At 70.5% G+C, this 24,825-nt stretch carries 23 protein-coding genes; 14 read left to right on the top strand and 9 right to left on the bottom strand.

The window, feature by feature from the left end:
• Positions 1-15: 15 nt before the first annotated feature.
• The gene (locus tag ATSB10_RS02370) at positions 16-1,692 is read right to left on the bottom strand and encodes a serine hydrolase (RefSeq protein WP_063670264.1); all 1,677 of its coding nucleotides are present in this window, start codon (positions 1,690-1,692) and stop codon (positions 16-18) included.
• Positions 1,693-1,820: 128 nt separating this feature from the next.
• Between ATSB10_RS02370 and ATSB10_RS02365 the strand changes: the two genes are divergently transcribed.
• Positions 1,821-2,666 (top strand): DUF72 domain-containing protein, encoded by an 846-nt coding sequence (locus ATSB10_RS02365; protein WP_063670263.1) that lies wholly within the window; start codon positions 1,821-1,823, stop codon positions 2,664-2,666.
• Here the strand turns inward: ATSB10_RS02365 and ATSB10_RS02360 are convergent.
• Positions 2,663-3,733: a sensor domain-containing diguanylate cyclase gene (locus ATSB10_RS02360; protein WP_063670262.1), complete on the bottom strand. Its 1,071-nt coding sequence runs from the start codon at positions 3,731-3,733 to the stop codon at positions 2,663-2,665. The genes ATSB10_RS02365 and ATSB10_RS02360 overlap by 4 nt on opposite strands.
• A 53-nt stretch (positions 3,734-3,786) precedes the next feature.
• A complete protein-coding gene (locus ATSB10_RS02355; protein WP_063670261.1) occupies positions 3,787-4,614 on the bottom strand; it encodes a glucose 1-dehydrogenase in 828 nt (275 codons plus the stop codon).
• Positions 4,615-4,734: 120 nt separating this feature from the next.
• On the opposite strand from ATSB10_RS02355, the gene ATSB10_RS02350 reads away from it, so the two are divergent.
• From ATSB10_RS02350 to ATSB10_RS02340, 3 genes are read left to right on the top strand one after another with little or no spacing between them, the layout of a single operon-like run.
• Positions 4,735-5,142, top strand: coding sequence for a guanyl-specific ribonuclease (locus ATSB10_RS02350; RefSeq protein ID WP_063670260.1), 408 nt, complete (start codon positions 4,735-4,737; stop codon positions 5,140-5,142).
• Positions 5,139-5,561: a barstar family protein gene (locus ATSB10_RS02345; protein ID WP_063670259.1), complete on the top strand. Its 423-nt coding sequence runs from the start codon at positions 5,139-5,141 to the stop codon at positions 5,559-5,561. The genes ATSB10_RS02350 and ATSB10_RS02345 overlap by 4 nt, the downstream gene beginning before the upstream one ends.
• Before the next feature lie 6 nt (positions 5,562-5,567).
• Positions 5,568-5,798 carry an RNA-binding S4 domain-containing protein gene (locus ATSB10_RS02340; RefSeq protein WP_063670258.1) on the top strand — a complete coding sequence of 77 codons (231 nt, stop codon included), beginning with the start codon at positions 5,568-5,570 and terminating at the stop codon, positions 5,796-5,798.
• A 9-nt stretch (positions 5,799-5,807) separates the two neighbouring features.
• On the opposite strand, the gene ATSB10_RS02335 is transcribed toward ATSB10_RS02340, so the two are convergent.
• Complete coding sequence (locus tag ATSB10_RS02335) at positions 5,808-6,623, bottom strand: arylamine N-acetyltransferase family protein (RefSeq protein ID WP_063670257.1); 816 nt, start codon at positions 6,621-6,623, stop codon at positions 5,808-5,810.
• 178 nt (positions 6,624-6,801) lie between these two features.
• On the opposite strand from ATSB10_RS02335, the gene msrA reads away from it, so the two are divergent.
• Positions 6,802-7,509: a peptide-methionine (S)-S-oxide reductase MsrA gene (gene msrA, locus ATSB10_RS02330; protein WP_063670256.1), complete on the top strand. Its 708-nt coding sequence runs from the start codon at positions 6,802-6,804 to the stop codon at positions 7,507-7,509.
• A gap of 59 nt (positions 7,510-7,568) precedes the next feature.
• On the opposite strand, the gene ATSB10_RS02325 is transcribed toward msrA, so the two are convergent.
• From ATSB10_RS02325 to ATSB10_RS02315, 3 genes are all read right to left on the bottom strand, one after another.
• Positions 7,569-10,307, bottom strand: a complete 2,739-nt coding sequence (locus ATSB10_RS02325) for a putative bifunctional diguanylate cyclase/phosphodiesterase (RefSeq protein ID WP_063670255.1) — start codon at positions 10,305-10,307, stop codon at positions 7,569-7,571.
• Positions 10,308-10,431: 124 nt separating this feature from the next.
• Entirely contained in the window at positions 10,432-11,208 is a 777-nt protein-coding gene (locus ATSB10_RS02320) for an iron-containing redox enzyme family protein (protein ID WP_063670254.1), read from the bottom strand.
• Positions 11,209-11,621: 413 nt separating this feature from the next.
• Positions 11,622-14,363, bottom strand: a complete 2,742-nt coding sequence (locus ATSB10_RS02315; RefSeq protein WP_063670253.1) for a tetratricopeptide repeat protein — start codon at positions 14,361-14,363, stop codon at positions 11,622-11,624.
• A gap of 179 nt (positions 14,364-14,542) precedes the next feature.
• Between ATSB10_RS02315 and ATSB10_RS02310 the strand changes: the two genes are divergently transcribed.
• From ATSB10_RS02310 to ATSB10_RS02290, 5 genes are all read left to right on the top strand, one after another.
• Positions 14,543-14,821, top strand: coding sequence for a hypothetical protein (locus ATSB10_RS02310; RefSeq protein WP_063670252.1), 279 nt, complete (start codon positions 14,543-14,545; stop codon positions 14,819-14,821).
• A gap of 4 nt (positions 14,822-14,825) precedes the next feature.
• Positions 14,826-15,911, top strand: coding sequence for a hypothetical protein (locus tag ATSB10_RS02305; protein WP_063670251.1), 1,086 nt, complete (start codon positions 14,826-14,828; stop codon positions 15,909-15,911).
• 41 nt (positions 15,912-15,952) lie between these two features.
• Positions 15,953-16,318 (top strand): zinc ribbon domain-containing protein, encoded by a 366-nt coding sequence (locus tag ATSB10_RS02300; protein WP_063670250.1) that lies wholly within the window; start codon positions 15,953-15,955, stop codon positions 16,316-16,318.
• Positions 16,319-16,358: 40 nt separating this feature from the next.
• On the top strand, positions 16,359-17,354 hold the full coding sequence (locus ATSB10_RS02295; protein WP_063670249.1) for a hypothetical protein: 996 nt from the start codon (positions 16,359-16,361) through the stop codon (positions 17,352-17,354).
• A gap of 255 nt (positions 17,355-17,609) precedes the next feature.
• The gene (locus tag ATSB10_RS02290; RefSeq protein WP_063670248.1) at positions 17,610-18,131 is read left to right on the top strand and encodes a hypothetical protein; all 522 of its coding nucleotides are present in this window, start codon (positions 17,610-17,612) and stop codon (positions 18,129-18,131) included.
• A 19-nt stretch (positions 18,132-18,150) separates the two neighbouring features.
• Here the strand turns inward: ATSB10_RS02290 and ATSB10_RS02285 are convergent, their stop codons facing one another.
• A complete protein-coding gene (locus ATSB10_RS02285; protein WP_063670247.1) occupies positions 18,151-18,540 on the bottom strand; it encodes an MAPEG family protein in 390 nt (129 codons plus the stop codon).
• Positions 18,541-18,637: 97 nt separating this feature from the next.
• Between ATSB10_RS02285 and yjjG the strand changes: the two genes are divergently transcribed.
• The 4 genes from yjjG to ATSB10_RS02265 all read left to right on the top strand — a co-directional run bounded on the left by yjjG (position 18,638) and on the right by ATSB10_RS02265 (position 23,474).
• Positions 18,638-19,312, top strand: a complete 675-nt coding sequence (gene yjjG, locus ATSB10_RS02280; RefSeq protein ID WP_063670246.1) for a pyrimidine 5'-nucleotidase — start codon at positions 18,638-18,640, stop codon at positions 19,310-19,312.
• Between the two features lie 84 nt (positions 19,313-19,396).
• Entirely contained in the window at positions 19,397-21,061 is a 1,665-nt protein-coding gene (locus ATSB10_RS02275) for an FAD-dependent oxidoreductase (protein ID WP_063670245.1), read from the top strand.
• A 134-nt stretch (positions 21,062-21,195) separates the two neighbouring features.
• Entirely contained in the window at positions 21,196-22,320 is a 1,125-nt protein-coding gene (locus ATSB10_RS02270; RefSeq protein WP_063670244.1) for a carboxylate-amine ligase, read from the top strand.
• On the top strand, positions 22,317-23,474 hold the full coding sequence (locus ATSB10_RS02265) for a hypothetical protein (protein ID WP_063670243.1): 1,158 nt from the start codon (positions 22,317-22,319) through the stop codon (positions 23,472-23,474). Before ATSB10_RS02270 ends, ATSB10_RS02265 begins: the two co-directional genes overlap by 4 nt.
• 137 nt (positions 23,475-23,611) lie before the next feature.
• Here the strand turns inward: ATSB10_RS02265 and ATSB10_RS02260 are convergent, their stop codons facing one another.
• A complete protein-coding gene (locus ATSB10_RS02260) occupies positions 23,612-24,772 on the bottom strand; it encodes an AAA family ATPase (RefSeq protein WP_063670242.1) in 1,161 nt (386 codons plus the stop codon).
• Positions 24,773-24,825: the final 53 nt, after the last annotated feature.

Genomic DNA, 24,825 nt, shown 5'->3' with positions numbered 1-24,825 from the left:
GGCGGCGCCGTTCGGTCAGTCTTCGGACGCCTGGTCCGCCTTCGCCGGCTTCAGGCGCAGGTCCTGGAAGTCGAAGCTGAAGTCGGTCAGCGGCGAGATCGGCTGCATGCGCAGTTCGGTGATCCTGCCGTCGGCGTCGAGCGTGTAGGTGGCGAAGGCGTCGGCGTTGAGCGTGCGGTCGTCCCACTTCACCACGAAGGTGCTGTGCTGCCACGGCGTCATCGTGCCGATCAGCTGTTGGGTGTGGGCGAAACGCATGCGCAGCTTGCCGCCCTCGTTGCTGACGATCACGTCGCCGTACCACGGGTCCTGGAAGGTGCCAGCGTAGCGGGCCTGCGGCAGGTCCAGCTTCGGGTGCTTGTCGCGCGCCGCGAGGTGCTTGGCCCAGCTGTCGTCCGCATGCGCCTCGCCCTTCTTCACCAGCTTGTCGTAGACGGCCACCCAGTTTGTCTTCTGGCCCGGATGCAGGTAGGCATCGAGCACGCGGTAGGTGACTGCGTTGAAGGCGGCGCCGGACTGCGCATTGGTCAGCACCACCACACCCAGGTGCTGGTCCGGCACCAGGGTCAGGCGCGAGACGAAGCCCGGCCAGCCGCCGGTGTGCCAGGCCAGCCGGTGGCCGCGGTAGTCGGACAGGAACCAGCTTTCGCCGTAGCCGTAGAAGTTCGGCACCACCGGCTTGAACTCCGGCAGCGGCGGCTTGCCCACCTTGATCGGCGTGAGCATGGTCCACATCTGGCGCTGGCTGTCTTCGGAGAAGATCCGCTCGGGTTTGCCGTCGGCGCCGGTCCGCGGCAGCGCGCCACCGGCCAGCTGCACGTTCATCCACTTGGCCAGGTCGTGCACGCTGGCGTAGATGCCGCCGGCGCCCGGGTCGTTGAGCCAGGCCATCGGCGGCACCGGCTTGAGGTCCTTGAAGTTCTCTGGCGCGTAGCCGGTCGCCACGTCCATGCCCGGCTTGATGTAGGTCTCGTCGATCAGCGACTCGTCCATGCCCACCGGCTGGAAGATGTGCTGGCGGATGTAGTCGGCGTACTTCTGCCCCGAGGCCTGCTCGATCACCAGGGTCGCCACCGCGAACAGGATGTTGTCGTAGGCGTAGCCGCTGCGGAAACCGTTCTTGATCGGCACGTTCTTCAGACGCTCGACCACGTCGCGGGTGGTGTACGAGGTCGGCGGCCAGTACAGCAGGTCGCCCGCGCCCAGCGAGAGGCCGCTGCGATGCGCGAGCAGGTCGCGGATGCGCATTTCGTGGGTGACGTACGGATCGGACATGCGGAACCACGGCAGGTGATCGATCACCCGGTCGTCCATCTTCAGCTTGCCGGCCTCGTCCAGCTGCTGCAGCGCCGCGGCGGTGAACGCCTTGGTGTTCGACGCGATCGCGAACAGCGTGTGCGCGTCCACCGGCTGCTTCGGATCCAGCGACTTGTCGCCGAAGCCCTGCTCCATCACCACCTTGCCGTCCTTGACGATGGCCACGGCGATGCCCGGCACGTCGAAGGTCTTGCGCGCGCTGTCGACGTAGGCGGCGAAGTCGGACAGGTCCGGCGGCAGTGCCGGGCGGGCGGTGTCGTCGACGCGGGCCGGCGGCGGCGTGCCGGCCTGCGGCGCGTTGGCCGCCATCGCGCCCGAGGCGGCGACCAGCAGCGCGGCGCCGATGGCCACGCGCAGGGAGGGTCGGAAGGACATGCGGAGTTCCCCATCGTGTGCAAAACGGATCGCCCCACTATCGCGGCAAAGGCCTCCCCCCGCCTAGTCCGAAGGTCATGGGTGCGGGCCTGTGCCAAGATGCCGGCCCCGCCCGATGCCGCCCCGCCATGACCAACACCGACGACCTCTTTGGCGCACCCACGCCCCCGGCTGCCGCCGGCCCCTCGATCCGCTGCGGCATCGGCGGCTGGGTGTTCCCGGCCTGGCGCAACAACTTCTATCCGGCCGGACTGGTGCAGCGGCGCGAGCTGGAATACGCCAGCCGCCAGCTGCGCAGCATCGAGATCAACAGCACCTACTACCGCGCGCCGGAACCGACGACGTATGCCCACTGGGCGAAACAGGTGCCGGACGGCTTCGTGTTCTCGCTGAAGGCGCCCAAGCTGATCGTGCTGCAGCGACGGCTGGCCGGTGCGGCACGGATGATCAAGCCCTTCGTCGACGACCTGGACGCGCTGGGCGACCGGCTGGGACCGATCGTGTGGCAGTTCACCCCGACCCGTGCCTTCGATGCGGATGACCTGACGGCCTTCCTGGAGCGCCTTCCGCGCACGCTGAACGGCCGACCGCTGCGGCATGCGCTGGAAGTGCGCCACGCCAGTTTCCTCAGCCCGGCCTATGTCGAGCTGGCCCGGGCGCAGGGTGTGGCGACGGTGTTTACCGACTCGCCGGACTACCCTTCACTGGCCGACCTCACTGGCGATTTCGCCTATGCCCGGCTGATGCGCAGCCGCGCTGACGAAGCGGACGGCTACCCGCCCGGCGAACTCGATGCATGGGCGGGGCACGCCGCGCAGTGGCGCGATGGCGGCGACCCGTCATCGCTGCCGCACGTCGACGCAGGCGCCGGCAACGCCCTGCCGCGCGACGTATTCGTCTACTTCATCAGCGCCGACAAGGCACGCAACCCGGCCGCCGCCATGGCCCTGCAGCGACGGGTGGACGGCCGCTAATCGGCCACCATCACCCGGTCGCGCCCACCGCGTTTGGCGGCATACAGCGCCGCATCGGCGCGGGCATACAGCTCGGCGGTGGATTCGCCAACGCGCCAGGCCGCCACGCCGATGCTCACCGTCAACGGCTGGCTCAGCTGCGCCTCGCGCACCGCGCGGCACAGAGCCTCGGCCTCGCGCGTCGCGCGGGCGCGATCCATGCCCGGCAACAGCACGACGAATTCCTCGCCACCGTGCCGGGCCGGAATCGAGGCCGGCGTCACCAGCCGACGCAGCAGCTGACCGAATTCGGCCAGCACCTGGTCGCCGACCGGATGGCCATGCACGTCGTTGATCGCCTTGAAATGGTCGATGTCGATGAGCGCCAGCGACACCGGCTGCTGCTCCATCGCGGCATGGCTGAGCGCCTTTTCCAGCGCCACGGTAAAGGCGCGACGACTGCTCAGGCCGGTGAGCGGATCCACCCCGAGCTGGGTCGACAGCTCCTCGTTGTGCAGCTCGAGCAGGCGCTGGTAATCCTGCATCTGCTGCTCGTACCACTCGCGCTCCTCCAGGTGCTGGCGCAGCTGGCGGTTGACCCGGCGCAGTTCCATCAGGGTCACCACCTGCCGCGACAGCCGCACCAGCGACTCGCGCTGGAACGGGCTGAGCTCACGCGGCTCGCGATCCATCACGCACAGCGTGCCGGCGACATGGCCGCTGGGGCTGACAAGAGGTGCGCCCGCGTAGAAGCGGATGTTCGGGCTGCCGAGCACTCGGGGGTTGTCGTTGAAGCGCGGGTCGTCCAGTGCGTCCTCGACCACCATCAGCTGCGACGGGTCGAGGATCGCGTGGCCGCAAAACGACACGTCGCGCCCGCCCTCGCGCGTCTCCACGCCGAGTGCGGCCTTGTACCACTCGCGTTCGGCATCGACCAGGCTGACCGAGCCCATCGGCGTGCCGCAGATGCCCGCGGCCACCGCCAGCAGGTCGTCGTAGGCCTGCTCGGGCAGGGTGTCGAGGATTTCGTAGCGGTAGAGCTCGTCGAGGCGGGCCGCCTCGGTGACGGGACGTGCAGGCTTGAGCATGGCGAAGGCGACGCTGGACGGTGACGGGGGCGCCGCGCGTCCGGTGCGGCCATTCAGAGGTACTGCATTCTACGCACCATACCGCCATCGGCGACGAAGTTCTCGCCGCTGATGAAGCCAGCCTTCGGCGACAGCAGGAAGGCGGCCAGCGCGCCGATGTCCTCCGGCGTGCCGACCCGGCCGGCCGGGTGCTGTGCATGGTCGGCCCGGGACAGCTTCGGGCTGCGCCGGGTGGCCGGCTTGCGCCAGCCATCGGTGGCGACCCAGCCCGGGCTGATCGCGTTGACCCGCACCTCCGGCCCGGCGCTGATCGCCAGCGCGTGGGTGAAGGCCAGCAGACCGCCCTTGCTTGCCGCGTAGGCCTCGGTATCCGGCTCGGACTGCAGCGCCCGGGTGGAGGCCACGTTGACGATCGCGCCGCCCGCCGGCGCCTGCCGCAGTGCCGGCAGCGCGTGCTTGGCGCACAGGAAGGCACCGTCCAGGTTCACGCCCAGGCGGCGGCGCCATTCGCGCAGGTCGAGCCGTTCCAGCGGCCCGGTGTGCGGATCGGCGATGCCGGCGTTGTTGACCAGCCCATCGATCCGCCCGAAGCGTCGCAGCGCCCCCGTGACGAAGCGCTGCACGCTGGCCTCGCGGCCTACGTCCAGGCGCTGGAACGCCGCGGCATCGCCCGCCTGCCACTCGTCGAGGCAGGCCCGGCCGGCCTCGACGTCGACATCGCCGACCAGCACGCGTCCGCCCGCCGCCAGGACGGCCTGGGCGATGCCGCGGCCAATGCCCTGGGCGCCTCCAGTCACCAGCACCACGCGCCCGCGCAACGGCGCGGGATCCGCCGCCGCCGGACGAAGGAAGGAGGGTACGGCGCGGGGACGCGGCGGCATGGCGAAGACTCCTGAGGTGGGGCACCGACCATGCATCGTCCCGCGGCGCGGCTCAACGGACGGTCAACGCCATCCGGCCACGGGCGCTACACTGCGCGCCCGTCCCGGACCCCGCCCGCCATGCGCAAACTGCTCGGCCTCGTGATCGTGCTGGTCGTCGCCCTGCTGATCTGGCGACAGCAGCCGCATGCCCCGCTGCATGAGCCGGCACCGCCCGCGCATCGTTCGTCCACGGCCGGGCCACACGCCAGCGAGACCGGCCAACTGCCGCCTGAAGCGCGCCGGACACTGGCACTGATCGCCCGGGGCGGACCGTTCCCGCACGCGCAGGACGGCACCGTGTTCGGCAACTACGAAGGCCTGCTGCCGGCACAGCCACGCGGCTACTACCACGAGTACACGGTCGAAACACCAGACGCGCGCACCCGCGGTGCGCGGCGCATCATCACCGGCGGCAATCCGCCAGCGGTTTACTACTACACCGACGACCACTACCGCAGCTTCCGCCGCATCGAGGGAGCGCGATGAGCCACGCCGGGGACCACCTCGACCTCAGCCGGCCGCTGCTTTCCGGCATCTACGACGTGGACGCGCGCGACTACCCCGCGCTCGCCGCGCAGGCGCGCCGGCACGAACTGGCACTGCGCCGGATCGACCTCGCCGGCTGTACCGGCAAGGCCGCGCTGCTGATGCGCATCGCCGATACGCTGCAGTTGCCGGAGGACTTCGGCTTCAACTGGGACGCGCTGGCCGACTGCCTGCGCGACCCGGGCTGGCAGCCGGCCTGGGGCCACGTGCTGCTGTTCGAACACGTCGACCCGCTGCGCCGGGGTGCACCGCACGACCTCACGATTCTGCGCGGCGTGCTCGACGACGCGGCCACGTTCGCGCTGGAACACGACCGGCCCTTCTTTGCCTTCTTTCCCCTGCCCGCCACCGACGACTGAGCCGCCATGGAACACATCGACTTCGCCCTGGAGCCGCCGCACGACTACGTGGAGCTGAACCAGCTGCTCAAGCTGGTCGGCCTGTGCGACAGCGGCGGCGCGGGCAAGGCCATCGTCGCGGCCGGAGTGGTCACCGTGGACGGCACACTGGAGCTTCGCAAGACCTGCAAGATCCACGCGGGACAGCGCGTGGTGGTGGACGACGAGGTGGCGATCCTCGTCCACGCGGCGGGTTGAACCAGCCGCTCAGCGCGGCAGCATCGCCAGCCGGCGGTCCAACCCGGCATGCGCCGGCAGCACCAGCATGAAGTGGCGTTCCAGCACCCGGCGGATATCGGTGGTGGTGGGCAGCGGGTAGTGCTCGCTCGGCCCTCCGCGATGGTGGATGGTGAACTCGTGGTTGCGCAGGGTCAGCCGCTGGTCGGCGATGGTCCGCGCCACGATCAGCTGGTGGGTGAACGGCGACTCGTGATGGGTCGACACGTAGTGGTTGGCCACGGCCAGGTCGACCTCCTCGCACGGCTGCTGGCGGAACCGGTACAGGTTGCGCCACTGACCCGCCACCTGCGCCTGCAACAGCCATTCGTCGTCGCGCTCGAGCAAGCGGCAGGGCTCGTGCGGAGTGAGCTGCTCCAGGCCGCGGGTCAGCCGCAGCGCGCTGGACAGGCTGAGCCCGCCGAAGCCTGCGTCGACCAGCCATGGTTCGTCGTCGATGACCACGCGCAGCACCATATGGCTCAGCGGCGCAGGGGCGCCGTCCGGCCGGTTCCACAGCACCCGGGCCAACAGACAATCCACCCGCAGGTCCAGCGAGCGCAGCACCTCGGCCAGCAGCCGGTTGTGCTCGAAGCAGTATCCGCCACGCCCGCGATGGACCAGCTTGTCCTCGATACCCAGCGGATCGAGGTCGATCGGCTTGCCCATCAGCGCATCGAGGTTCTCGAAGGCGATCGCCGCCACGTGGGCCCGCACCACGCCCTGCACGGTAGCCAGGTCCGCGCGCATCGGGTCGAGAAACCCGATGCGGCGCGCGTAGGCACCGAGGTCGATGACCGGATCCATGCAGGCGCCCACGGCCTCAGCCTTCCCTTGCCGGCGCTTGCCGCAGGGTAACCGCCGGGCCACTGGCGGCGAAGTGACGGGCGGACGCCTGGCGACGCATCCTTTTCCGCGACCGCTGCGTAGAGGATGCTGTCGCGAACCGGCGGCCTTCCCCCCTGCCACTCCAGGAAGCCTCCCTATGCCCCGGAAATCCCGTCTCGTGCTGCTCTCCCGCATCGGCACCGCCCTGCTGGCCCTGACCGTCGGCGCCTGCAGCGCCGCGCCCGCCAGCCAGGCCGTGGTGCCACCGCCGAAACTCGACCCGGCCCCAGCGGCGGCCGGCGACCAGGTGGCCGTGCTGGCCGGCGGCTGCTTCTGGGGCCTGCAGGCGGTGTTCGAGCACGTGAAGGGCGTGCGTCATGTGTGGGCCGGTTACGCCGGTGGCGCAGCGGACACCGCGCACTATTTCCGCGTGGCCGAAGGCGACACCGGACACGCCGAATCGGTGAAGATCGTCTACGACCCGGCCCAGGTCAGCTACGGCACCCTGCTGCAGGTGTTCTTCTCGGTGGCGCACGACCCGACCGAACTCAACCGGCAGGGGCCGGACCACGGTACCCAGTACCGTTCGGAGATCTTCACCACCACGCCGCAGCAGAGCGAGGTGGCGCAGGCCTATATCCGCCAGCTGGGTGCGGCGCACGCGTTCGACGCACCGATCGTCACCCGGGTGGAGCCGCTGCCGGCGTTCTACATGGCCGAGGGCTATCACCAGGACTACTACCGCACGCATCCCGACTCCCCGTACATCGTGGTCAACGATGCACCGAAGGTCGCCGCGCTGCGCCGGCTGATGCCACAGCTCTACCAGACTGAGGCCGCGTACGCCGACGCCGGCGGGCACTGACCGCTCCCCGCGCCGGTCGCGTTCACGCTGCCACGGGGTGACGCGCCGGTACATCACGGTCATCCGGCCCGCGGCGGCGGCACCAGGCGCAGACGGGTCGGCGGCTGGTTGCCGCCGGACTTGAGCATGCGCATGAGATCCGGCACTTCCAGCGGCCGGGCGTAGAGGTAGCCCTGCCCTTCCTCGCAACCGGCGCGCAGCAGGAACTCGTGCTGCTCCTCGTCCTCGATGCCTTCGGCGATGGCGTAGAGCCTGAGGCTGCGCGCCATCGCCAGGATCGCCTCGACAATGGCCACGTCGTCCGCGCTGCGCGGGATGCCGGTGATGAAGGTGCGGTCGATCTTCAGGCAGACCACTGCCGGCAGCTTGAGGTAGGCCAGCGAGGAGTAGCCGGTGCCGAAGTCGTCGATCGCCACGCCCACGCCCATGGTGTGCAGCGCATACATGGTGCGATGGGTGCCTTCGCCCAGGCGCAGGATCGCGCTCTCGGTGATCTCGAGCAGCAGGCGCTTCGGATCGACCTGGTAGTCGCGCAGCGCCCTCTGCAGCCCCTCGATGAAGGCCGGGTGGCCGAACCAGCTGGCCGAGACGTTCACCGCGATGCGGATCGGCGCGACCCGCTCGTGCTCCCACTGCTTGATCCAGGCACAGGCCGCGCGCAGCACCCACTCGTCGATGCGCCGAATCAGGCCCAGGCTTTCGGCCATCGGGATGAAGTTGTCCGGCATCACCAGTCCGCGCTTGGGGTGCTGCCAGCGCAGCAGCGCCTCGGCAGCCACCACGCGCCCGGTGCGCAGATCCAGGCTGGGCTGGAACACCAGCCGGAACTCGTCGTTGGCCAGTGCCTGGCGCAACTCGGAAGCCAGCTGCAGGCGCTTGCGCGCGTCGGCCTGCATGATCGGGGAGTAGAAGCGGAAGGCGTTGCGCTCCTCGCTCTTGGCCGCGTACATCGCCGCGTCGGCGTTGGTGATCAGCGCCGACGGGGTTTCGCCGTCCAGCGGGTAGCTGGCGATGCCGATGCTGGCGCTGAGCACGATGTCGTATTCGTCCACCGGGATCGGCGCGGCCAGCGCGGCCAGCAACCGGCTGGCGACATGCGCCGCCTCGTCGCGGGTGTCCAGCCCGGTGACCAGGGCGGTGAATTCGTCGCCACCGATGCGCCCGGCCAGGTCGTTCGGTCCCAGCTCGGCCGTGATGCGCTCGGCCACCCGCGCCAGCAGTCGGTCGCCGATGGCATGGCTGTAGCTGTCGTTGACGATCTTGAAGGCATCCAGGTCGATGAACAGCACCGCCACGCAGCTGCGGCTGCGCGAGGCGAGTTCCAGCGCGTCGCCGCAGCGGCGCTCGAACTCGGTGCGATTGGCCAGCCCGGTCAGCAGGTCGTGGGTGGCCAGGTGCTCCAGCCGGCGCTGATCCGCCTTGGTGGTGGTGATGTTGGTGAATACCGCCACGTAGTGCAGTACCTGGCCCGAATCGTCGCGGATCGCGCTGATGCTGAGCAGTTCGGGATAGGTGCTGCCGTCGCGACGGCGGCTCTTCACCTCGCCGCGCCAGTTGCCGCCCAGTTCGATCGAGCGCCAGACGCTGTCCGGCAACGGGCGGTCGTCGGCCAGGCATCGGGTTTCGTCGAAGCGTACGCCCTGCAGCGCCTGGGCGGTGAAGCCGGTGATTTCCACGTGGGCGGCATTGACCGTGACCACGCGACGGTCGGCGTCGGCGATGATCACGCCCTCGGCAATGCTGCCCAGCGCCTTGGCGGCGATGCGCCGCTCGTGCTCCATCGCCACGCGATCGGACACGTCGCGGACGATCGCCTGGCTGACCTCGGTATCGCCCCAGCGCGCGAGGCTGCTGCGCGTCTCCACCGGCCGTACCTCGCCTCCCCGGCCGAGCAGCGAGGTCAGCGCGATGTCGCCCTCGCGACTGCCGACCGGCGGCAGGCCGTTGTCGAGGTCGAGGGGGTCGTGGGCGAACAGCGAGGTGAAGTCCCGCCCGACCAGCTCGCGCTCGTTGCATCCGGTCCAGGCGGACGCGGTGCGGTTGGCATCCAGCACCCGGCCGGAGCGCCGATCGACCATGACGATGGCGTCACCGGCGCTGTCGAACAGCAGGCGATAGCGCTCCTCGCTGCCGCGGATGCTCTCGACGATCCGGCGTGCCATCCAGAGCCACAGGCCGGCGGCAAGGCAGAACGCACCGATCACGCACCAGAAGAGCATCTGACCGGCCCAGATGGCGCCTTTGACCATCTCCACCGAGAACAGGTTGGTGCGCGGCTCCATGAAGGCGTTGAGGGTGTTGATGCGCTGGCGGATACGCGCGATCTGGTCAGCCGTCGGCGCCCCCTTCGCATAGAGCTGCTGGATCTGGACGGCGATCCGGCCCAGCTCATCTATCGAGGCGTCGGTGGAGCGCCAGGCGTCCAGCGATGCCCTGAGGTGCGGCGCTCCGGTGAAGTGGCGCAGCATGAAGATCATGCCGGGCTTGGAGGCCGGCATGATGTTGCCCTTGCGGAACACCTCGTCGATGTCCTGCTTGCGGTAGTGACCGGAGGCGATCGCATCGCGGCCCCAGCGGTCGCTTTGAAGCAGGTCGTAATGGCTCTGGAACTGTGCCAGGTCGTCCGGGGACCCGCTCAGCGCGTAGTTGCCCAGGTCGATCACGGCCTGCTTCTGCGCTTTGGACCAGATGCTCTCGCTGTTCAGGAAACCAGCGAGAGTCACCTGGATCTGCAGTACGCCCCAGGTCATCGCCATGATCAGCACGATGGCCAGGGCCAGCGCATAGGCGAGCGGCATCAGTCGCCGTGTCAGCGACCGCTGTACGCTCAGACTGTTACCCGCAAACCGCATCGCCCGCCTTTACGCCGGAGGGCACCGGACCGGGTGCCCCTCCCCTGTTTTCTCCTTCCGCGACAATCCTTTAGGCCGCGGCCTCGCTCAGCAACAACCGGTCCGGGCAATTCTGAATGCACCGGTCCCCCAACAGGATCATGCTGGTATAGCTGCGCTTGATGCACTCGGCGAGATGCGCCACGTCGTCGGCCGAAGGATCCATGCCCATCAGCGTGCAGACGATCTCCAGCGCTTCCCACGGGTGAGTGTCATCATAAGCGGCATGAAGGTGCAACCACTTTAGCGCGGAAGTTCTTATCGAAGGATCAAAGCTTTCCCGGTACTTCGTGCTGTCATAGATCATCTGCGACCACTCCCCGGTCACCCCCTCGATGGCGTAATTGGTGGCCACGATGCCGGCCGCCAGGCTGCCGCGGGCGCAGATATCCTCGCACCAGCGGGACAGGCCATCGGTGCCGTGCGGGGCCGCCTCGCCGAGCAGGCGCTCGCGCGGCACGCCGGCCCCCTCGGACCAGTGGATCCAGTATTCGGCGTGGTTCTGCTCCACCCGGATGTTGCGCACCAGCCAGCGCCGGGCCAGGTTGTCGCCGGGACTGCGCCCGTAGCGGGTCTTGAGCAGGCTCAGCGCCATGAAGCTGGGAAAACGCTCGATGAAGGGCCACAGGCCCAGCATGAAGTTCGCCGTGGACTCCTCGTCCAGGCGCAGGTCCATCATCAGCTTCCAGATCTCGTGGTCGAGAACGCGGGCCTTGGTGCTCTCGCAGTCGGCGATCATGTCCTGCGCCCATTGCGGATAGCTGGACAATTCGGTGAGCGGGCCGGTGCGTTCGAAATGCTTGTTCATGCGGAACTCCTCTAGTGCCTTTGACGGACTGTGGCTGCCGGCTGGTCCGGCGCATCGGCCGGACGTCCGGTGATCGGGCAGCATCGATCCCGGAAAACGTCGCTCCGGTCCCTTGCAGGGCCGGGCCGGAGCGGAAAAGCCGTCTCAAGAGAGGAGGAGACCGCCGCGCCGCCGCATCGACCAGCGCGCATCCCCTCCGGGGAAGATCCTGTGGATAGGCCACGGTGCATGATGCGATCCCGTTCGCATCCTGTGGGGCAAGTGCCTTCCTGCCGTTCAGTCATGCTCCCCAGCCTCCCTGCTGCGGTCCGGGCGAAAGGGGATTGATACCGCATGGATGGGGTCGCCGCGAGCACGGCGCAGAGAGATGGATCGGGACGATGTGCGAAGCCGGCCCGGTGGAACCCTGGCGATCAGGGCGCGGTTCCGGGCCCCTTCGCCAGCAAGGCGCGAAACGGAGCCTGCTCGGTCTCGGCCACCCCGTCGCGCTGCATGTCCGCCAGCGCCTGCCGCAGGCGGGGTCGGGCTTCCCCGACCCGCCCCATCCGCCACAGGATCTGCGCGCGCAACGCGCTCAGCACGGCGGCGCGGCCGGGATCGGAGGTCGTGGTCTGGTAGGCCACCGGGTCGACCTGGTCGATCAGCGCCAGCGCCTGCGCCTGCTGACCCAGTGCGCTGAGCACGCCGGCTTCGGCCACCCGTGCGGCCTGCAGCACCGGACTGTGTTCGCCGGAGGTCGCGGCCAGGCCCTGCCCGGCGGCGCGGATGTCCGCCAGCGCTGCAGCCAGGTCGCCGGCATCCTGCTCCTGGGTGCCCAGGTTGAGCCGCTCGACCAGGGTGTACTGGCTGTCCGGCCCCCAGCGGCGCAGGGTGCGCTGGTAGACATCGCGCTCGATCGCCAGCGCGCGGCGGTCGTCGCCGCTGAGCGAGTAGAGATAGCCCAGCGTGCTCAGGGTGCTGATCGTGCCCTGCCCATCCGGTCCCTGCACCGCGGCGAAATCCGCCAGCGACTGGCTGACCACCGGGATCGCCTCGGCATAGCGCCCCTGCGCGCGCAGCGCATCGCCCAGTCGCGAGCGGGCCATGCCGAGCACCGCCCGGCCGATCCGCCCGCGGGTGAACGGCGCGCCGCCCAGCACCTGGCGGGCAATCCGTTCGGCGTCGACAGCCCGTCCGAGGCGCAGGTCGCAACCGGCCAGGCTGAGCAGGATGTGCGCGGCCATCGGCACGTCGTCCGGATGCAGGATGCGCTGGATGGTCTGTGCCGCCTGGTAGTTGTCGTAGGCCGCCTTCACCTGCATGCGCTGGTACTCGACGTCGCCGCGCGAGAGATGCGAGCGCAGCCCGATCTCCGACACCGTCTGCCGCCGCACGCCGGCATCGCGGTCGGCCCGGTCCAGTTCGCTGGTGGCCTGATCGAAGTGCGACAGGTGTGCCTGCATCACCGCCAGCTCGTAGCGGGCCAGCAGCACGCGGTCGTCGCCGGCGCCGACCGCTCCCTGCATGAGCTCGACCGCCTTGCCCAGCTGCGCGCTGGCGCTGGCGAAGTCGCCGGTGGCCCGGTAGGCGCGGCCCAGCGTCTGGTGCAGGCTCGCCGCCAGCAGCGGGGCCTTGCGGTAGCGGGCGTCCAGCCGCTGGGCCGCCGCATCGAGGATCTCGCGCAGGCTCGGGTTCTTCTCGTACCAGGCCGGGGAATCGCCGCCGATGCCGGCACCGAGCAGATCCTCGTTGAGGAACTGGTTGGTGGCGTTGGCGATGGCTGCCTGGCGTTGCGCCTCGTCGCGCGCCAACCCCGCCCGGCGGTACTGCCACAGGCTCACGCCCAGGCCGAGCATCAACAGCAATACCGCCGCGACGATCCACGGCCGCCGCGCGCGGCTGCGCTCGAGCCGCCGCTCCGCGCGCACCGCACGGGCCTCGGCCTCGCGCAGCCGCGCGTGCTCCAGCCGGCGCAGGTCGCGCCGACGCAGGCGGTCGGCCAGCTCGGCCACGCTGGCCAGACGCAGGGCCGGGTCGCCGGCGGTGGCCGCGGCAATGTCCTCGCGCAGCAACTCGTCGTCGACCGCGGACTCCCAGCCCGGCGCCAGTGGCCGGCGCAGGTCGCCCACCCAGAGCTGGTAGAGGATCAGGCCGAGCGCATAGACGTCGCTCTGCACCGTCGGCGCCTGTCCTCCCAGCAGTTCCGGCGCCAGATACAACGGCGTGCCGCTGGCGTCGTCGCCAAGCACCTGGGTCACGGTCAGGCCCAGCGCGGTGATGCCGAGCTGGTCGAGGCGTTCGGGCTCCATCAGGCGGCCGCTGCCGAAGTCGCCCACACGCAGGCGCCAGCCCCCGCCTTCGGGCATCACCAGCACGTTGGACGGCTTGAGATCCTTGTGCAGCACGCCGACCCGATGTGCCGCGGCGACCGCGTCGGCGATCTGCAGGAAGACCGCCAGCCGGGCCGGACCGTCCAGCGCCGGCAGGCCGGCCGGATCCTCGGCCCAGTGCGTCAGGCTGACGCCCGCCCAGGCGCATTCGAGAAAGAACGGCGCGTCCTCGAAATTCCAGTCGATCACCCGCACGAAGTCGTCCCGGTCGCCGAGCCCCTCGTGCAGCACGCGATACAGCGTGGCCTCGCGCTTGAGCGCCGCCAACCGGTCGCCGGCGGTGGCGAACTTGTAGACGCGCGCTTCGCCGGTCTTGTCGTGGCGGGCCAGCCAGACTTCGCTGCCGTGGGCCGAGGCCAGCTGTTCGCGCAGGCGGAAGTGGCCGCGGCCGGGCACCGGCTCTCCAACCCGCAGGGCCAGCTGGCTGCGCAGCCGACGACCGGCGACCGTGCGCTGGACCGGGCCGACCAGCCGGTAACCGACCCGCGGCACGTTGACGACCCGAGCGGCCTCGCCCGGTCCCAGCGCCTTGCGCAGCTTGGCCACCGCATTGGCCAGCACGTTGTCCACCGTCGGCCGGCCGGCCCAGACGGTGTCGAACAGTTCCTCGCGGGTCACCACCTCGTCGGCGTGGCGCAGCAGCAGGGCCAGCACCTGCAACGGGCGCTGCTCCAGCTCTACGGCCAGCCCGCCCACGCGCAACTCCGCGCGCGCCTCATCGAACTGCGCGTTGCCGAAGCCGTAGCAGTACAGCGGTGGTTCGTCGGTGGGTGTGCCCGTATCCATGCATGCCTCCCCCGCTCCCGACTATGCGCCACCGCCCGGCCCGGTGCGAGTCGCGGCGACCGGACGCAGCACGCTGCAGTGCCGCCGTTAGCGATCCGTTAGACCGGCGAGAGGACCTCCCGCCCCGCGCCGTGGCGCAATCCGGCCACGCCTCCCACCGGGGGCTTCGGGAATCATCGATGGACCTGCCCTACCGCCATCGTCTCGCTCGCCTGTGCCTGGCCGTCGCATCGGCGGCCGCTGCCAGCGGCTGCACCCGCACCGTGTGGGTGGACGTGGACGCGACCGGCTGCAGCGAGGCCTCGGTGCAGGTGATGAACCACGACCCCGACACGGTGCAGCGGATGGCCGCGGTCTGTGCGCTCAACGGCGCACCGGCCAACGCGGACGCCATGCGCTGCCACCACCACACGCTCCAGGTCGGCTGTCGCGGCCCGGCGCCCAACCCGCCCAGGTGAAGCCATGAACGACTCCGATACGCCCGCCGCTCCCACCTCCCTGCTCGGTGCGCTCGACGCCCTGCGCGGCCCCGGCAACCTGCTACTGATGGCCGTAGGTGGTGCCGCCGCCGGCCTGCTCGCGGCCGCGGCCGTCGGTAGCGCCGTGCATGGCGGCCGGCTGACCGTGCTGATCGCCCTGCTGCTGGCCTGGCTGGTCGGCACCACGGCCTACTGCGCGGTCTCGCTGCGGCAGTGGCAACGCCGCCACGGTGGCGCGGCGCCGGGACTGGTCGCCGCCGTGACCGGCGGTTTCGCCGTGGCGGTGAAGGTGCTGCTGGCCATGCTCCTGCTGTTCGCGGCCGTGCTGGCGATCGTGGTCGCCGCCTGCCTGCTGTTCCTGCTGACCCAGATCCCCGGCATCGGACCGGCGCTGGACCACCTCGTGTTTCCGCTGGTGGCAGTGGTGATGGGTGTCGCGCTGTATGCACTGGGCTTCATCGCCGCGCCGCTGGCCACCGTCGCGGCCTGCGACGGGCGCTCGATCACCGGCATCGTCGCCACCGTGCTGCTGGTGGTGCGCCGGCGACTGTTCGACACCGCGCTGCGCGGGATGCTGCTGAACCTCGTCGCGCTGGCCGTGGTGGCGCTGGCAGCCGGCATCGTCACCACCGGCGTCCTGTCTGCCGCCGGGGTGCAGCATGCGGTGCACATCGGCCATGCCGCACCGGCCTATGCCGGCCACTACGGCGGCTATGACGACGACATGGGTGGGGCGGGCTTCGCCGCCGGCCCTGTCGCCGGGCTGATGGCGATGACCGCCAGCCTGCGCGACGTGGCCGCCTCGGCCTCGGTGTTGTACTTCCTGGCGATCAGCCTTGGCCTGGTGGTGCTGGCGGCCGGCTGGGTGGTGATCTTCGAAGAGACCGCGCGGGACCTCGACCCGCGTGCACTGGAGGCCCAGCTGCGCGCCCAGGCCGAACGCGCCCGCCAGGGTGCGCGTGCCGCCCAGGACAAGGCCGCCCGGCTCGCCCGCGAGAGCGCGGCACGTGCCCAGCCGCCTGCGCCCGATGCCACCGCGCACCGCGACGAACCGCCGGGCGCCGGTTGAGCGTCGCCCTCCTTCCCACGCCATCCCGCAGGAGTCCCGTCATGGCCCTGATCCAGTGCACCGATTGCCACAGCGATATTTCCGACGCAGCTGCGGCCTGCCCGCGCTGTGGCGCACCGCTTCCGGTCACGCTCAAGCAGGGCCAGGAGCAATGCCCCTGGTGCATGAGCGTGGTCGATGCACAGGCCTCGATCTGCCCCGGCTGCCGCGCCCGCAAGGGCTATGCGACCAACGCCTATGGCGTGATGGGCAAAGGCTCGGTGATCGCCTTCGGCCTGGTGCTGCCGCTGCTGATCACCGCGGTGTTTCCCCCGGCCGGCCTGCTGCTGGTGCCGGTTGCGCTGTTCTGTGCCTGGCGGCTCAAGCGCGGACCGGTCTGGTACCAGACCACCCGTGTCGGCAGCTGATCCGGTTCACCTCTCTCTCTTCCCCGGCCAGGAGCCTGCCATGAGCGTCCACGATGATCTCCGCACACCGTTTCGCGCCGGCGCGATCGCGCTGTCGGCGCTGCTCGCCGCCTGCAGCTCGGGCCACGCGCCGACGCCGGCCGGCGGCCACCCGCAGGCCGACCGACCGCCCGCCAGCACGCCGACCGGCAATGCCAGCGCCGAGGAGGTGGCCGCCGAGAAGCGCGGCGACGTCGACTGTCCCGCCGACAAGCCCGCCGCTCCGGCCGGCACGCCAGTCGATGACGTGCTCGGCGTGCGCCCCGGCCTCACCTACGAGCAGGCCGCGCACCTCGTGCTGTGCGCCAACCCGCTGCTGGTGATCCGCGAGGAAAACGACCGCGGCTTCAACTTTCCCACCTATGGCCAGAAGCTGCGCCAGGCGTTCACCGCCCGCTTCGCCGAACCGCGCGTGCAGAAGACCTCGCGGCAGATCATCCAGGAGATGGAGCGCGACGCGACTGCCCGCGGCATGAACGCGGTACGCCACGACCTGAAGCCGGGGCAGTCCAAGTGGTTCGTTTCCACCATGGGCATGCCGGGGCAGGAGAAGGTGATCGCCGTGGCCCGCGAGGAATGGTTCGACGCCGGCCGCAACCCGACCATGGACAGCGTGCAGCAGGCGCTGGTCGGCAAGTACGGCCCGCTCAGCAAGCAGGACGGCAGCAGCAACTACCGCCGACTGGTGTGGATCTTCGATCCGCGCGGCCGGCGGGCCAGCGAGACCTCGCCGCTCTACAAACAGTGCAGCGGCATCGCCGACCCCGATGGATCGGTGAACCTCTCCCCCGATTGCGGCGTGGTGATCCAGGCCTATCTGTACGGCATGCGCGACAACCTCGTGCTGGCGCAGCGCATGCAGGTCGGCGTGGTCGACCAGGCCGGCGGCTACGCCGCGGTCAGCGCCACCGAGCGGGGCCTCGCTGCGCTCGATGCGCAGCGCCGCGCCCGGCAGGTCCAGGACGCCAGCAAGAACGCCCAGGCGCCGAGCCTGTAGGAGCCTACGCCATGACCTCGCCCCACCAGCACGCCCTTGTCCTCGCCTTCGCCGCCTGCCTGCTCGGCGGCTGCGGCGGCACCGCCCACGAGGGCGACGCCTCGTCGCCCGCCCCGGAGCCGCACCGGTCCGACGCGCCGACGGCTCCGGCCCGATGCGTCTGCCAACCGTGCGGACAGCGCCCCCGTCGGTGCGGTCGACCCCGGCGATTTCGCCGCGCGAACCGGCACACTCGACAACCCGGACAACCCCACCATGGTGTTCCTCTACTACGACCTGGCCGGGCTGCCGCCGCCGCTGGACGCATGGGTCGAGCAGGACACGCGGGTGGACAGCGCGGCCGGCCCCGACAAGGCCGCACGCCGCGCCGAGGTCCGCGCCGAACTGCTTGCCGGCCTGCGCGCGGTGAAGAACGTCGGCGTGCTGCACCTGACCATGCAGGCCAACCTGAGCGACTACGACCCCGGCTACAGCGAGTTCACCATCCGCGCGCTGTCGCCCAGCTCGCAGGTGGAGTTCGATGCGCTCCGGCAGAAGGTCGAGCTGAGCTTCGACAACGCGCTCGACGCGCAGAGCTGGCACGTGCCGGCGGCGGACGCCCAGGGCATCCGCGACCGGATCAGCCGGAGCGGCGTGCAACTGGATCTCACGGTGAAGATCGACAAGGTCCTGCCCGGTCCCGGCGGCGGCAGCATCGTCGCCCGCGTGCTGCACTACGACCTGCGCGAAACCAGCGGCAACACGCTGCTGGCGCGGATCGACGTGCCCGCCCGTTGAGCCCGTGGCGGTGGCCTGCTCAGAGCAGGCCGCCGAGCACCATCAGCAACCCGGCCAGCGCCGCCGCCCAGACCACCGTGCGCAGGTAGGGAATGCCCGCCAGATAGACCGGAAGATAGGCCACGCGGGCCCACAGGTAGATCTGCGCACCGAGCGCGGTGTGTGCGTCGGCCCGCTGGGCGACCAGCACGGCCAGCACCGCGGCGGCGAAGAACGGAAAGGTTTCCAGGAAATTCGCGCTGGCCCGCGTGGCTCGGGCCGCCGCCCCGGTCAGTGCGGCCACCTCGCCATCGCGACTGCCGGCGTTCCAGCGCAGCCCCCGCTGCCGGGTCGAGAGCGTGGCGGCGATCGCCACGTGGATCAGCCCGAGCACCACCGCCCACGCCAGCATCTTCAGTTCGATCGTCATGTCTTCCTGCACCCTGGGTCTGTCGGACAAGGCCGGCGGCAGCAGGCCGGATCGGGGACGGGTATCGTCTACCCACCCTTCCTCGACAGATACGCCCGTGAACTACCGCTGGATCCTTTTCGACGCCGACGACACGCTGTTCCACTTCGACGCCTTCCAGGGCCTGCGGCGGATGTTCGCCGGCCATGCGGTGGACTTCACAGAAGCCGACTACGCGCAGTACCAGGAGCTCAACAAGCCGCTGTGGGTGGCCTACCAGGAGGGGCGCATCGGCGCGACCGAGCTGCAGACCACCCGCTTCGACGGCTGGTCGCGCCGGATCGGCGTATCGGCAGCCGAGCTCAACGATGCCTTCCTGCTTGCCATGGCCGAGATCTGCACCCTGCTGCCCGGCGCCCGCGCGCTGGTCGATGCGCTGGCCGGACACGTGCGCATGGGTGTGATCACCAACGGCTTCACGGCACTGCAGCGGGCGCGACTGCAGCGCACCGGACTGGCGGACCACTTCGATCTGCTGGTGATTTCCGAGGAGGTCGGCGTGGCCAAGCCGGACGTGCGCATCTTCGAGCATGCGCTGGAGCGCATGGGCCAGCCGCCGCGCGGGCAGGTGCTGATGGTGGGCGACAACCCGCACTCGGACATCCGCGGAGGCCTCGACGCCGGTCTGGTGACCTGCTGGGTCAACGCCCACGGCTACGCCGCGCCCGAGGGGATCGCACCGCATCACGAAGTGCCGTCGCTGGAGGCCCTGCATCGGCTGCTGCTGGACTGAGCCGACCGGTCGCGGCGCGGTAGCACCGGCGCCCCCGGCAGTGCGAGGATCGCCTGTGGCCGCATTGCATCGGGAGACATCGCCATGGGCAGCAACAACACGGCGCGGAATCGTGCCGACCAGATGTTCCCGGTGCTGGCACCGGCCGACATCGCACGCGTGGAACAATTCGGCGAGCCCCGCCATTACGCCGCCGGCGAGGCGCTGTTCCGTACCGGCGACCGCGACATCGGCCTGATCCTGCTGCTGTCCGGCGCGGTGGACATCCACCAGCACGACGGCACCGGCCACGCGGTCGACGTGGCCCACCACGAGCCCGGCCAGTTCATCGGCGAGGTCAGCGGACTCAGCGGCAAGCCGGCGCTGGTCGACGGCACCGCTGCGGAAGACGTCGAGGCGGTGTTCCTCTCGCCCGAACAACTACGCCGGCTGATCGTCGCCGAGGCCGATCTCGGCGAACGCCTGATGCGCGCGCTGATCCTGCGCCGTGCCAGCCTGATCGAGTCGTGCGCGGCCGGCCCGCTGCTGATCGCCGAGGCGGATGACAGCGGCCGCGCGCGGATCGGCAACTTCCTGCGCCGCAACGGCTTCCCGTTCCGCGCCCTCACCCCGACCGAAGACCCTGCCGTCGCCGAGATGGTCGCCGCCTACCGCGAGTGCCCGAACAGCTGGCCGCTGCTGTTGCTGGCCGACGGCCGCCTGCTGCGCAACCCCAGCGACACCGACGTGGCGCACGCGCTGGACATGATCGGCGAGGCCGCCTCCGACCGCGTCTACGACGTGGCCGTGGTCGGTGCCGGGCCGGCCGGGCTGTCCGCCGCGGTCTACGCCGCTTCCGAAGGCCTGAGCGTGCTGGTGCTGGACTCGCGCGGGTTCGGCGGCCAGGCCGGCGCCAGCGCGCGCATCGAGAACTACTTCGGCTTCCCGACCGGCATCACCGGCCAGGCACTGACCGCGCGCGGGTTCGTGCAGGCGCAGAAGTTCGGCGCGGAAATCGCGATTCCCGCCTGCGTGGAGTCGCTCGACTGCGAGGCAGCCGATGGCATCCATCGGCTGCGCACCGAAGACGGCCGCAGCTGGTGCGCACACACCGTGGTGATCGCCAGCGGCGCCCGCTACCGGCGACCGCCACTGGAAAACCTCGACCGCTTCGAGGGCCGCGGCGTGTGGTACTGGGCCTCGCCGATGGAAATCCAGCTGTGCCAGGGACAGGAGGTGGCGCTGGTCGGCGGCGGCAACTCGGCCGGGCAGGCCGCGGTGTACCTGGCCAGCCAGGGCTGCCGGGTGCGGATGATGGTGCGCGGCCCCGGGCTGGCGGCGACCATGTCGCGCTACCTGATCGACCGCATCGAGGCGAACCCCGCGATCGAGCTGATGACCGGCACCGAACTGGTGGCGCTGGAGGGCGATGCCCGCGGCCTGCAGTCGGTGCGCTGGCGCCGGCGCGCGGACCAGGCCGAAGGCGAGGCTCCGATCCGTCACGTATTCCTGTTCATCGGTGCCGAGCCGGCCACCGCGTGGCTGCACAGCTGCAAGCTGGACACCGACCGCAACGGCTTCGTGGCGTGCGGCGGCGACCCCGCCTACCCGCTCGCCACCAGCCGGCCGGGCGTGTTCGCCATCGGCGACGTGCGCGCGGGATCGGTCAAGCGGGTCGGCGGCGCCATCGGCGAGGGCGCCACCGTGGTGGCGCAGATTCACGCCTGGCTCGCCTCGCGCGCCACGGAGCAGGCCGCCGCCACGGCCTGACCGATCTGCAGCGGCCGTCCAGACGGCCGAAACCGATCCGTCCGCCAGGATCTCCGCGGCGCCGCATGACGGAGACCGCGACGCCGGCCCTTGCAAAGGTGTCTGATGCGCTTTCCCAACACAGGAGAGGCACCATGATCACTTTGGGTCTGGAAGAGGAAGTACAGGTGGTGGATGCGCGCGGCCAGCTGGTGCCGCACGACTTCACCGGGGAGCTGGCGGCAAGCGGCGATGGCGCGATGGACCGGGAGATCCACCGCTGCGTGATCGAGCTGAAGACCCGGATCTGCCACAGCGTGCCGGACCTGGTCGCGGCCCTGGCCACGCTGCGCGGGCAGGCCCGCCATCGCGCCGCGCTGCAGGGCCAGCAGATCCTGATCGCCGGGGTGCATCCCACCGCACGCTGGCAGGATCAGGCGATGCACCTGGGGCCGGCGTTCCCGCACTACACCGCGCTGGTCGACGAATACCAGGACATCGCCCGCAGCGCCTTCAGCTTCGGCATGCACCTGCACCTGGGCTTCGCGCCGGATGCGCCGCGCATGGCGATCATGAACCGGCTGCGGCATGTGCTGCCGGAGGTGCTGGCGCTGTCGGCCAGCTCACCGTTCTTCGAAAGCCGGGACACCGGCCTGCAGTCGTGGCGGCACAGCCTGCTCGACCGCTACCCGCGGATGGGCACCCCGGACGTGTGGACCAGCGAAGGCGAATACGTCGCGCACGTGCAGCGGCTGCGCCGCACCGGCTGCATCGGTCCCCAGCAGGGGCTGTGGCAGGACCTGCGGCTGCACCACCGCTACGGCACGCTGGAGGTGCGCATCATGGACACCCATCCGGAGCTGGCGCGCATCGGCCTGATCGCCACCCTGCTCAAGTGGGAGGCCGAGACGCTGCAGATCGAACTGCATCACGGCCGCGCAGGACCAACGTGGGAGCGCGCATGCATCGACGAGAACAAGTGGCGCGCCCGGCGCCACGGCCTGGCCGCGCGCTGGATCGACTGGGACCGCGACGAAGTGCTCGACACCGCCACCCGCTTCGAGCGCTGGTGGTCGCGCATCGCCCCGCGCGCGGCGCATGCGGCCGAGCGGCACTACTGGGAACGCGAGCTGGCCGATGCGCTGGCCGAGGGCAGTTTCGCCGACCGCGTGCGCCAGCGCGCCGAACACGACGCGCGCTGGTCGAGCACGCTGGCCTGGATGATCGCCCAGGGCGAAGACGACGAGATGCTGCTGGCCCGTGCGGAGGGCTGGTCATGAGCGCGCATCCCCGGATCGCCCTGCACCCGATGGGTGCCGAACCGCTGCGCCAAGCGCTGGCCGACGTGCGTGCGCCCCACCTGCCGCAGAGCCAGATGTCCGACCACTACGCCACCGGCAACCGCGCCCTGCACGACGCACTGCAGGCGAAGGTGGCCCATCTGGTCGAGGCGCTCGGCCCGCAACTGCGCATGCCGCGTCCGCACTGGCACGGCGCGAGAGCGGACGTGCTGGCGCTGGACCTGGCCTTCGTCGAGCATCCACGGCAGCCGTTCGAGCTTGCGTGGGTGGAGATCCAGGCGTTCACCTCGATGCTGCCGACCTTCCACACCCTGCACCAGGCGCAGCGCCGCCTGCACCGGCTGGACCGCCACTGGCTGCCGCACGACCCGGTACCGCACGGCAGCGACTGGGTCGGACATCTGCGCTGCTGGGTCGCGCCGAAACCGGCGACGGTGCTGATCGAGGATCGCCCGCGGCAGCGCCCCACCTGGCCCGACCTCGATGCCGCGCGTCACTGGTGGCAGGTGGCCGTGCACGACTGGAGCGAGCTGCTGCCCGCGCACGGCCTGCTCTACCACCCGGGCACCGCGCGCCACTTCGGCCACGTCTGGAACCGGCTGATCCTGTCCGACCTGGACCGTTTCGACCGACGCCGCGCCGAGGGCACGTTGATGGCGGCGGACCGGGTGAGCTGGCACAGCCATCCGGCCTGGTACGAAGGCATCCACAAGGGCAGCCTGGCCGACGTGGTGCTGGCCGAGCACGAGGCCTGCCACTGGGTGGAGGCCAGCCCGCTGTGCGCCAACGGCTGGCAGGCCGCCGACCGCTGGGTGGCCAAGGCGGTCGGCGGCCATTCCGGCAGCGGCCTGCTGCTCGCACCGACCGCCGAGCAGCTCGCCGCCCTGCCCACGCCGCGCCAGTGGATCGTGCAGAACCGCTTCCGGCAGACGCCGATCGGTGCGCATCCGCAGACCGGCCAGCCGTTGTTTGGCGAGGTGCGCTGCATGCTCGGCCTGGCCGACGACCGGCCGCCGTGGGTGATGGCGTGGATCCTGCGCCTGTCCACCAACGGCATCGCCACGCTGACCGGGCGGCAGACCGTGCCGGGCGAAGGCATGACGATGCTGTACTTCGACAGGAGCGCGGCATGAACCATCCCGTGCGCCGCTTTCCCCACCCTCCGTCGCCCACAGGGTGGGCTCCTACAGGTCCCCTTTCTGTAGCAGCGCACCCTGTGCGCGAAATACTGCGCCAGTCGCGGATGCACGGCCTTTCCCTCCTGTCCCGGTCATCGCTCCGGCCAATGCCAGGCCGGCTCATCCAACATGCGCTGGCCGACCAACCGCGTCTGACTCAGTTCCTTTTCCAGCCGCAGCGTGTGGCAGGCCGGCGTCTGTTCCAGTGCGGCGATCAGCCGGGCGGCGTGCGAGACCACCCACACCTGGCTGCGCGCGGAAGCCTGCACGATCAGCCGTGCCAGCGCTGGCAGCAGGTCGGGATGCAGGCTGGTCTCCGGCTCGTTGAGCACCATCAGCGGCGGCGGTCGCGGCGTGTGCAGGGCAGCGATCCACAGCAGGTAGCGCAGCGTGCCGTCGGACAGTTCGCCGGCCGACAACGGACGCAGCAGGCCGTGCTGACGGAAGGCCAAGCCGAAGCGGCCATCGCTCACCGTCACCTCGACGCTGGCGCCGGGAAAGGCATCCTCGACCGCCGCGTCCAGCGCTCGCGGGTCGCCGATCTCGCGGATGGTCTGCCACGCCGCGGCGAGATCGTGGCCGTCGTGGCTGAGCACCGGTGTGCGCGTGCCGAGTTGTGGCCAGCGTGCCGGCGCTTCGGCATCGGAACGGAAATGGTCGTAGAAGCGCCAGCCGCGCACCGTCTCTCGAAGGCGCAGCACCTCCGGCGCGCGCTCGGGATCGGCGACCTGGGTGAACAGGCTGTCGAACGGGTCGAGGTCGTCGGCCAGCACCCGCCAGTTGCGCCCCTCGCGGATGCGCACCAGCGCGCCGCGGCGAGACACCAGCAGGTTGGCCGGGCGCAGGAACGGTCCGGCCCAGATCGCCTCGGCCTTGATCTGCGGATCGGAGGCGAACCGTGACGAGGACGGCTCGGGCAGCCCAAGGTCGATCGCATAACCGAATTCGTCTCCGGCGAAGCCCATGCGCAGCGCCACCACCTCGCGTCGCGGCCCGCCCTGCACCGGCACCTCGCCCTTGCGCATCGCCCGGGTGATTTCCTCCGGACCGGCCCACAGCGTGGAGCCGAGACCGCCCTCGCGGGCCAGCGCATGCACCACGCGCCCCTGCGCCGTATCGGCAAGCAGGCGCAGCGCGCGATAGAGATTGGACTTGCCGCTGCCGTTGGCGCCGGTCACCAGGGTCAGCGCCCCCAGTGGCAGCACCAGCGAGCGCAGCGAGCGGTAATTGGCGATCGCCAGCGTGCCGAGCATGAGAGGATGCCTCCGTTTCCGGTCGTGTCCATGGCGGCGCGCTGCCGCCTCCG

This window comes from Dyella thiooxydans (assembly GCF_001641285.1).
Taxonomy (GTDB): domain Bacteria; phylum Pseudomonadota; class Gammaproteobacteria; order Xanthomonadales; family Rhodanobacteraceae; genus Dyella_A; species Dyella_A thiooxydans.
This window is presented reverse-complemented; position numbering and strand designations above follow the sequence as displayed.

Coding starts and splice junctions, on each gene's coding strand:
- ATSB10_RS02310 (WP_063670252.1), top strand. CDS start 14,543: ATGGACCTGCCCTACCGCCATCGTCTCGCTCGCCTGTGCCTGGCCGTC.
- ATSB10_RS02350 (WP_063670260.1), top strand. CDS start 4,735: ATGCGCAAACTGCTCGGCCTCGTGATCGTGCTGGTCGTCGCCCTGCTG.
- ATSB10_RS02270 (WP_063670244.1), top strand. CDS start 21,196: ATGATCACTTTGGGTCTGGAAGAGGAAGTACAGGTGGTGGATGCGCGC.
- ATSB10_RS02300 (WP_063670250.1), top strand. CDS start 15,953: ATGGCCCTGATCCAGTGCACCGATTGCCACAGCGATATTTCCGACGCA.
- ATSB10_RS02335 (WP_063670257.1), bottom strand. CDS start 6,623: ATGGATCCGGTCATCGACCTCGGTGCCTACGCGCGCCGCATCGGGTTT.
- ATSB10_RS02290 (WP_063670248.1), top strand. CDS start 17,610: ATGGTGTTCCTCTACTACGACCTGGCCGGGCTGCCGCCGCCGCTGGAC.
- ATSB10_RS02325 (WP_063670255.1), bottom strand. CDS start 10,307: ATGCCGCTCGCCTATGCGCTGGCCCTGGCCATCGTGCTGATCATGGCG.
- ATSB10_RS02365 (WP_063670263.1), top strand. CDS start 1,821: ATGACCAACACCGACGACCTCTTTGGCGCACCCACGCCCCCGGCTGCC.
- ATSB10_RS02285 (WP_063670247.1), bottom strand. CDS start 18,540: ATGACGATCGAACTGAAGATGCTGGCGTGGGCGGTGGTGCTCGGGCTG.
- ATSB10_RS02275 (WP_063670245.1), top strand. CDS start 19,397: ATGGGCAGCAACAACACGGCGCGGAATCGTGCCGACCAGATGTTCCCG.
- msrA (WP_063670256.1), top strand. CDS start 6,802: ATGCCCCGGAAATCCCGTCTCGTGCTGCTCTCCCGCATCGGCACCGCC.
- ATSB10_RS02320 (WP_063670254.1), bottom strand. CDS start 11,208: ATGAACAAGCATTTCGAACGCACCGGCCCGCTCACCGAATTGTCCAGC.
- ATSB10_RS02345 (WP_063670259.1), top strand. CDS start 5,139: ATGAGCCACGCCGGGGACCACCTCGACCTCAGCCGGCCGCTGCTTTCC.
- ATSB10_RS02295 (WP_063670249.1), top strand. CDS start 16,359: ATGAGCGTCCACGATGATCTCCGCACACCGTTTCGCGCCGGCGCGATC.
- ATSB10_RS02265 (WP_063670243.1), top strand. CDS start 22,317: ATGAGCGCGCATCCCCGGATCGCCCTGCACCCGATGGGTGCCGAACCG.
- ATSB10_RS02315 (WP_063670253.1), bottom strand. CDS start 14,363: ATGGATACGGGCACACCCACCGACGAACCACCGCTGTACTGCTACGGC.
- ATSB10_RS02355 (WP_063670261.1), bottom strand. CDS start 4,614: ATGCCGCCGCGTCCCCGCGCCGTACCCTCCTTCCTTCGTCCGGCGGCG.
- ATSB10_RS02260 (WP_063670242.1), bottom strand. CDS start 24,772: ATGCTCGGCACGCTGGCGATCGCCAATTACCGCTCGCTGCGCTCGCTG.
- ATSB10_RS02370 (WP_063670264.1), bottom strand. CDS start 1,692: ATGTCCTTCCGACCCTCCCTGCGCGTGGCCATCGGCGCCGCGCTGCTG.
- ATSB10_RS02340 (WP_063670258.1), top strand. CDS start 5,568: ATGGAACACATCGACTTCGCCCTGGAGCCGCCGCACGACTACGTGGAG.
- ATSB10_RS02305 (WP_063670251.1), top strand. CDS start 14,826: ATGAACGACTCCGATACGCCCGCCGCTCCCACCTCCCTGCTCGGTGCG.
- ATSB10_RS02360 (WP_063670262.1), bottom strand. CDS start 3,733: ATGCTCAAGCCTGCACGTCCCGTCACCGAGGCGGCCCGCCTCGACGAG.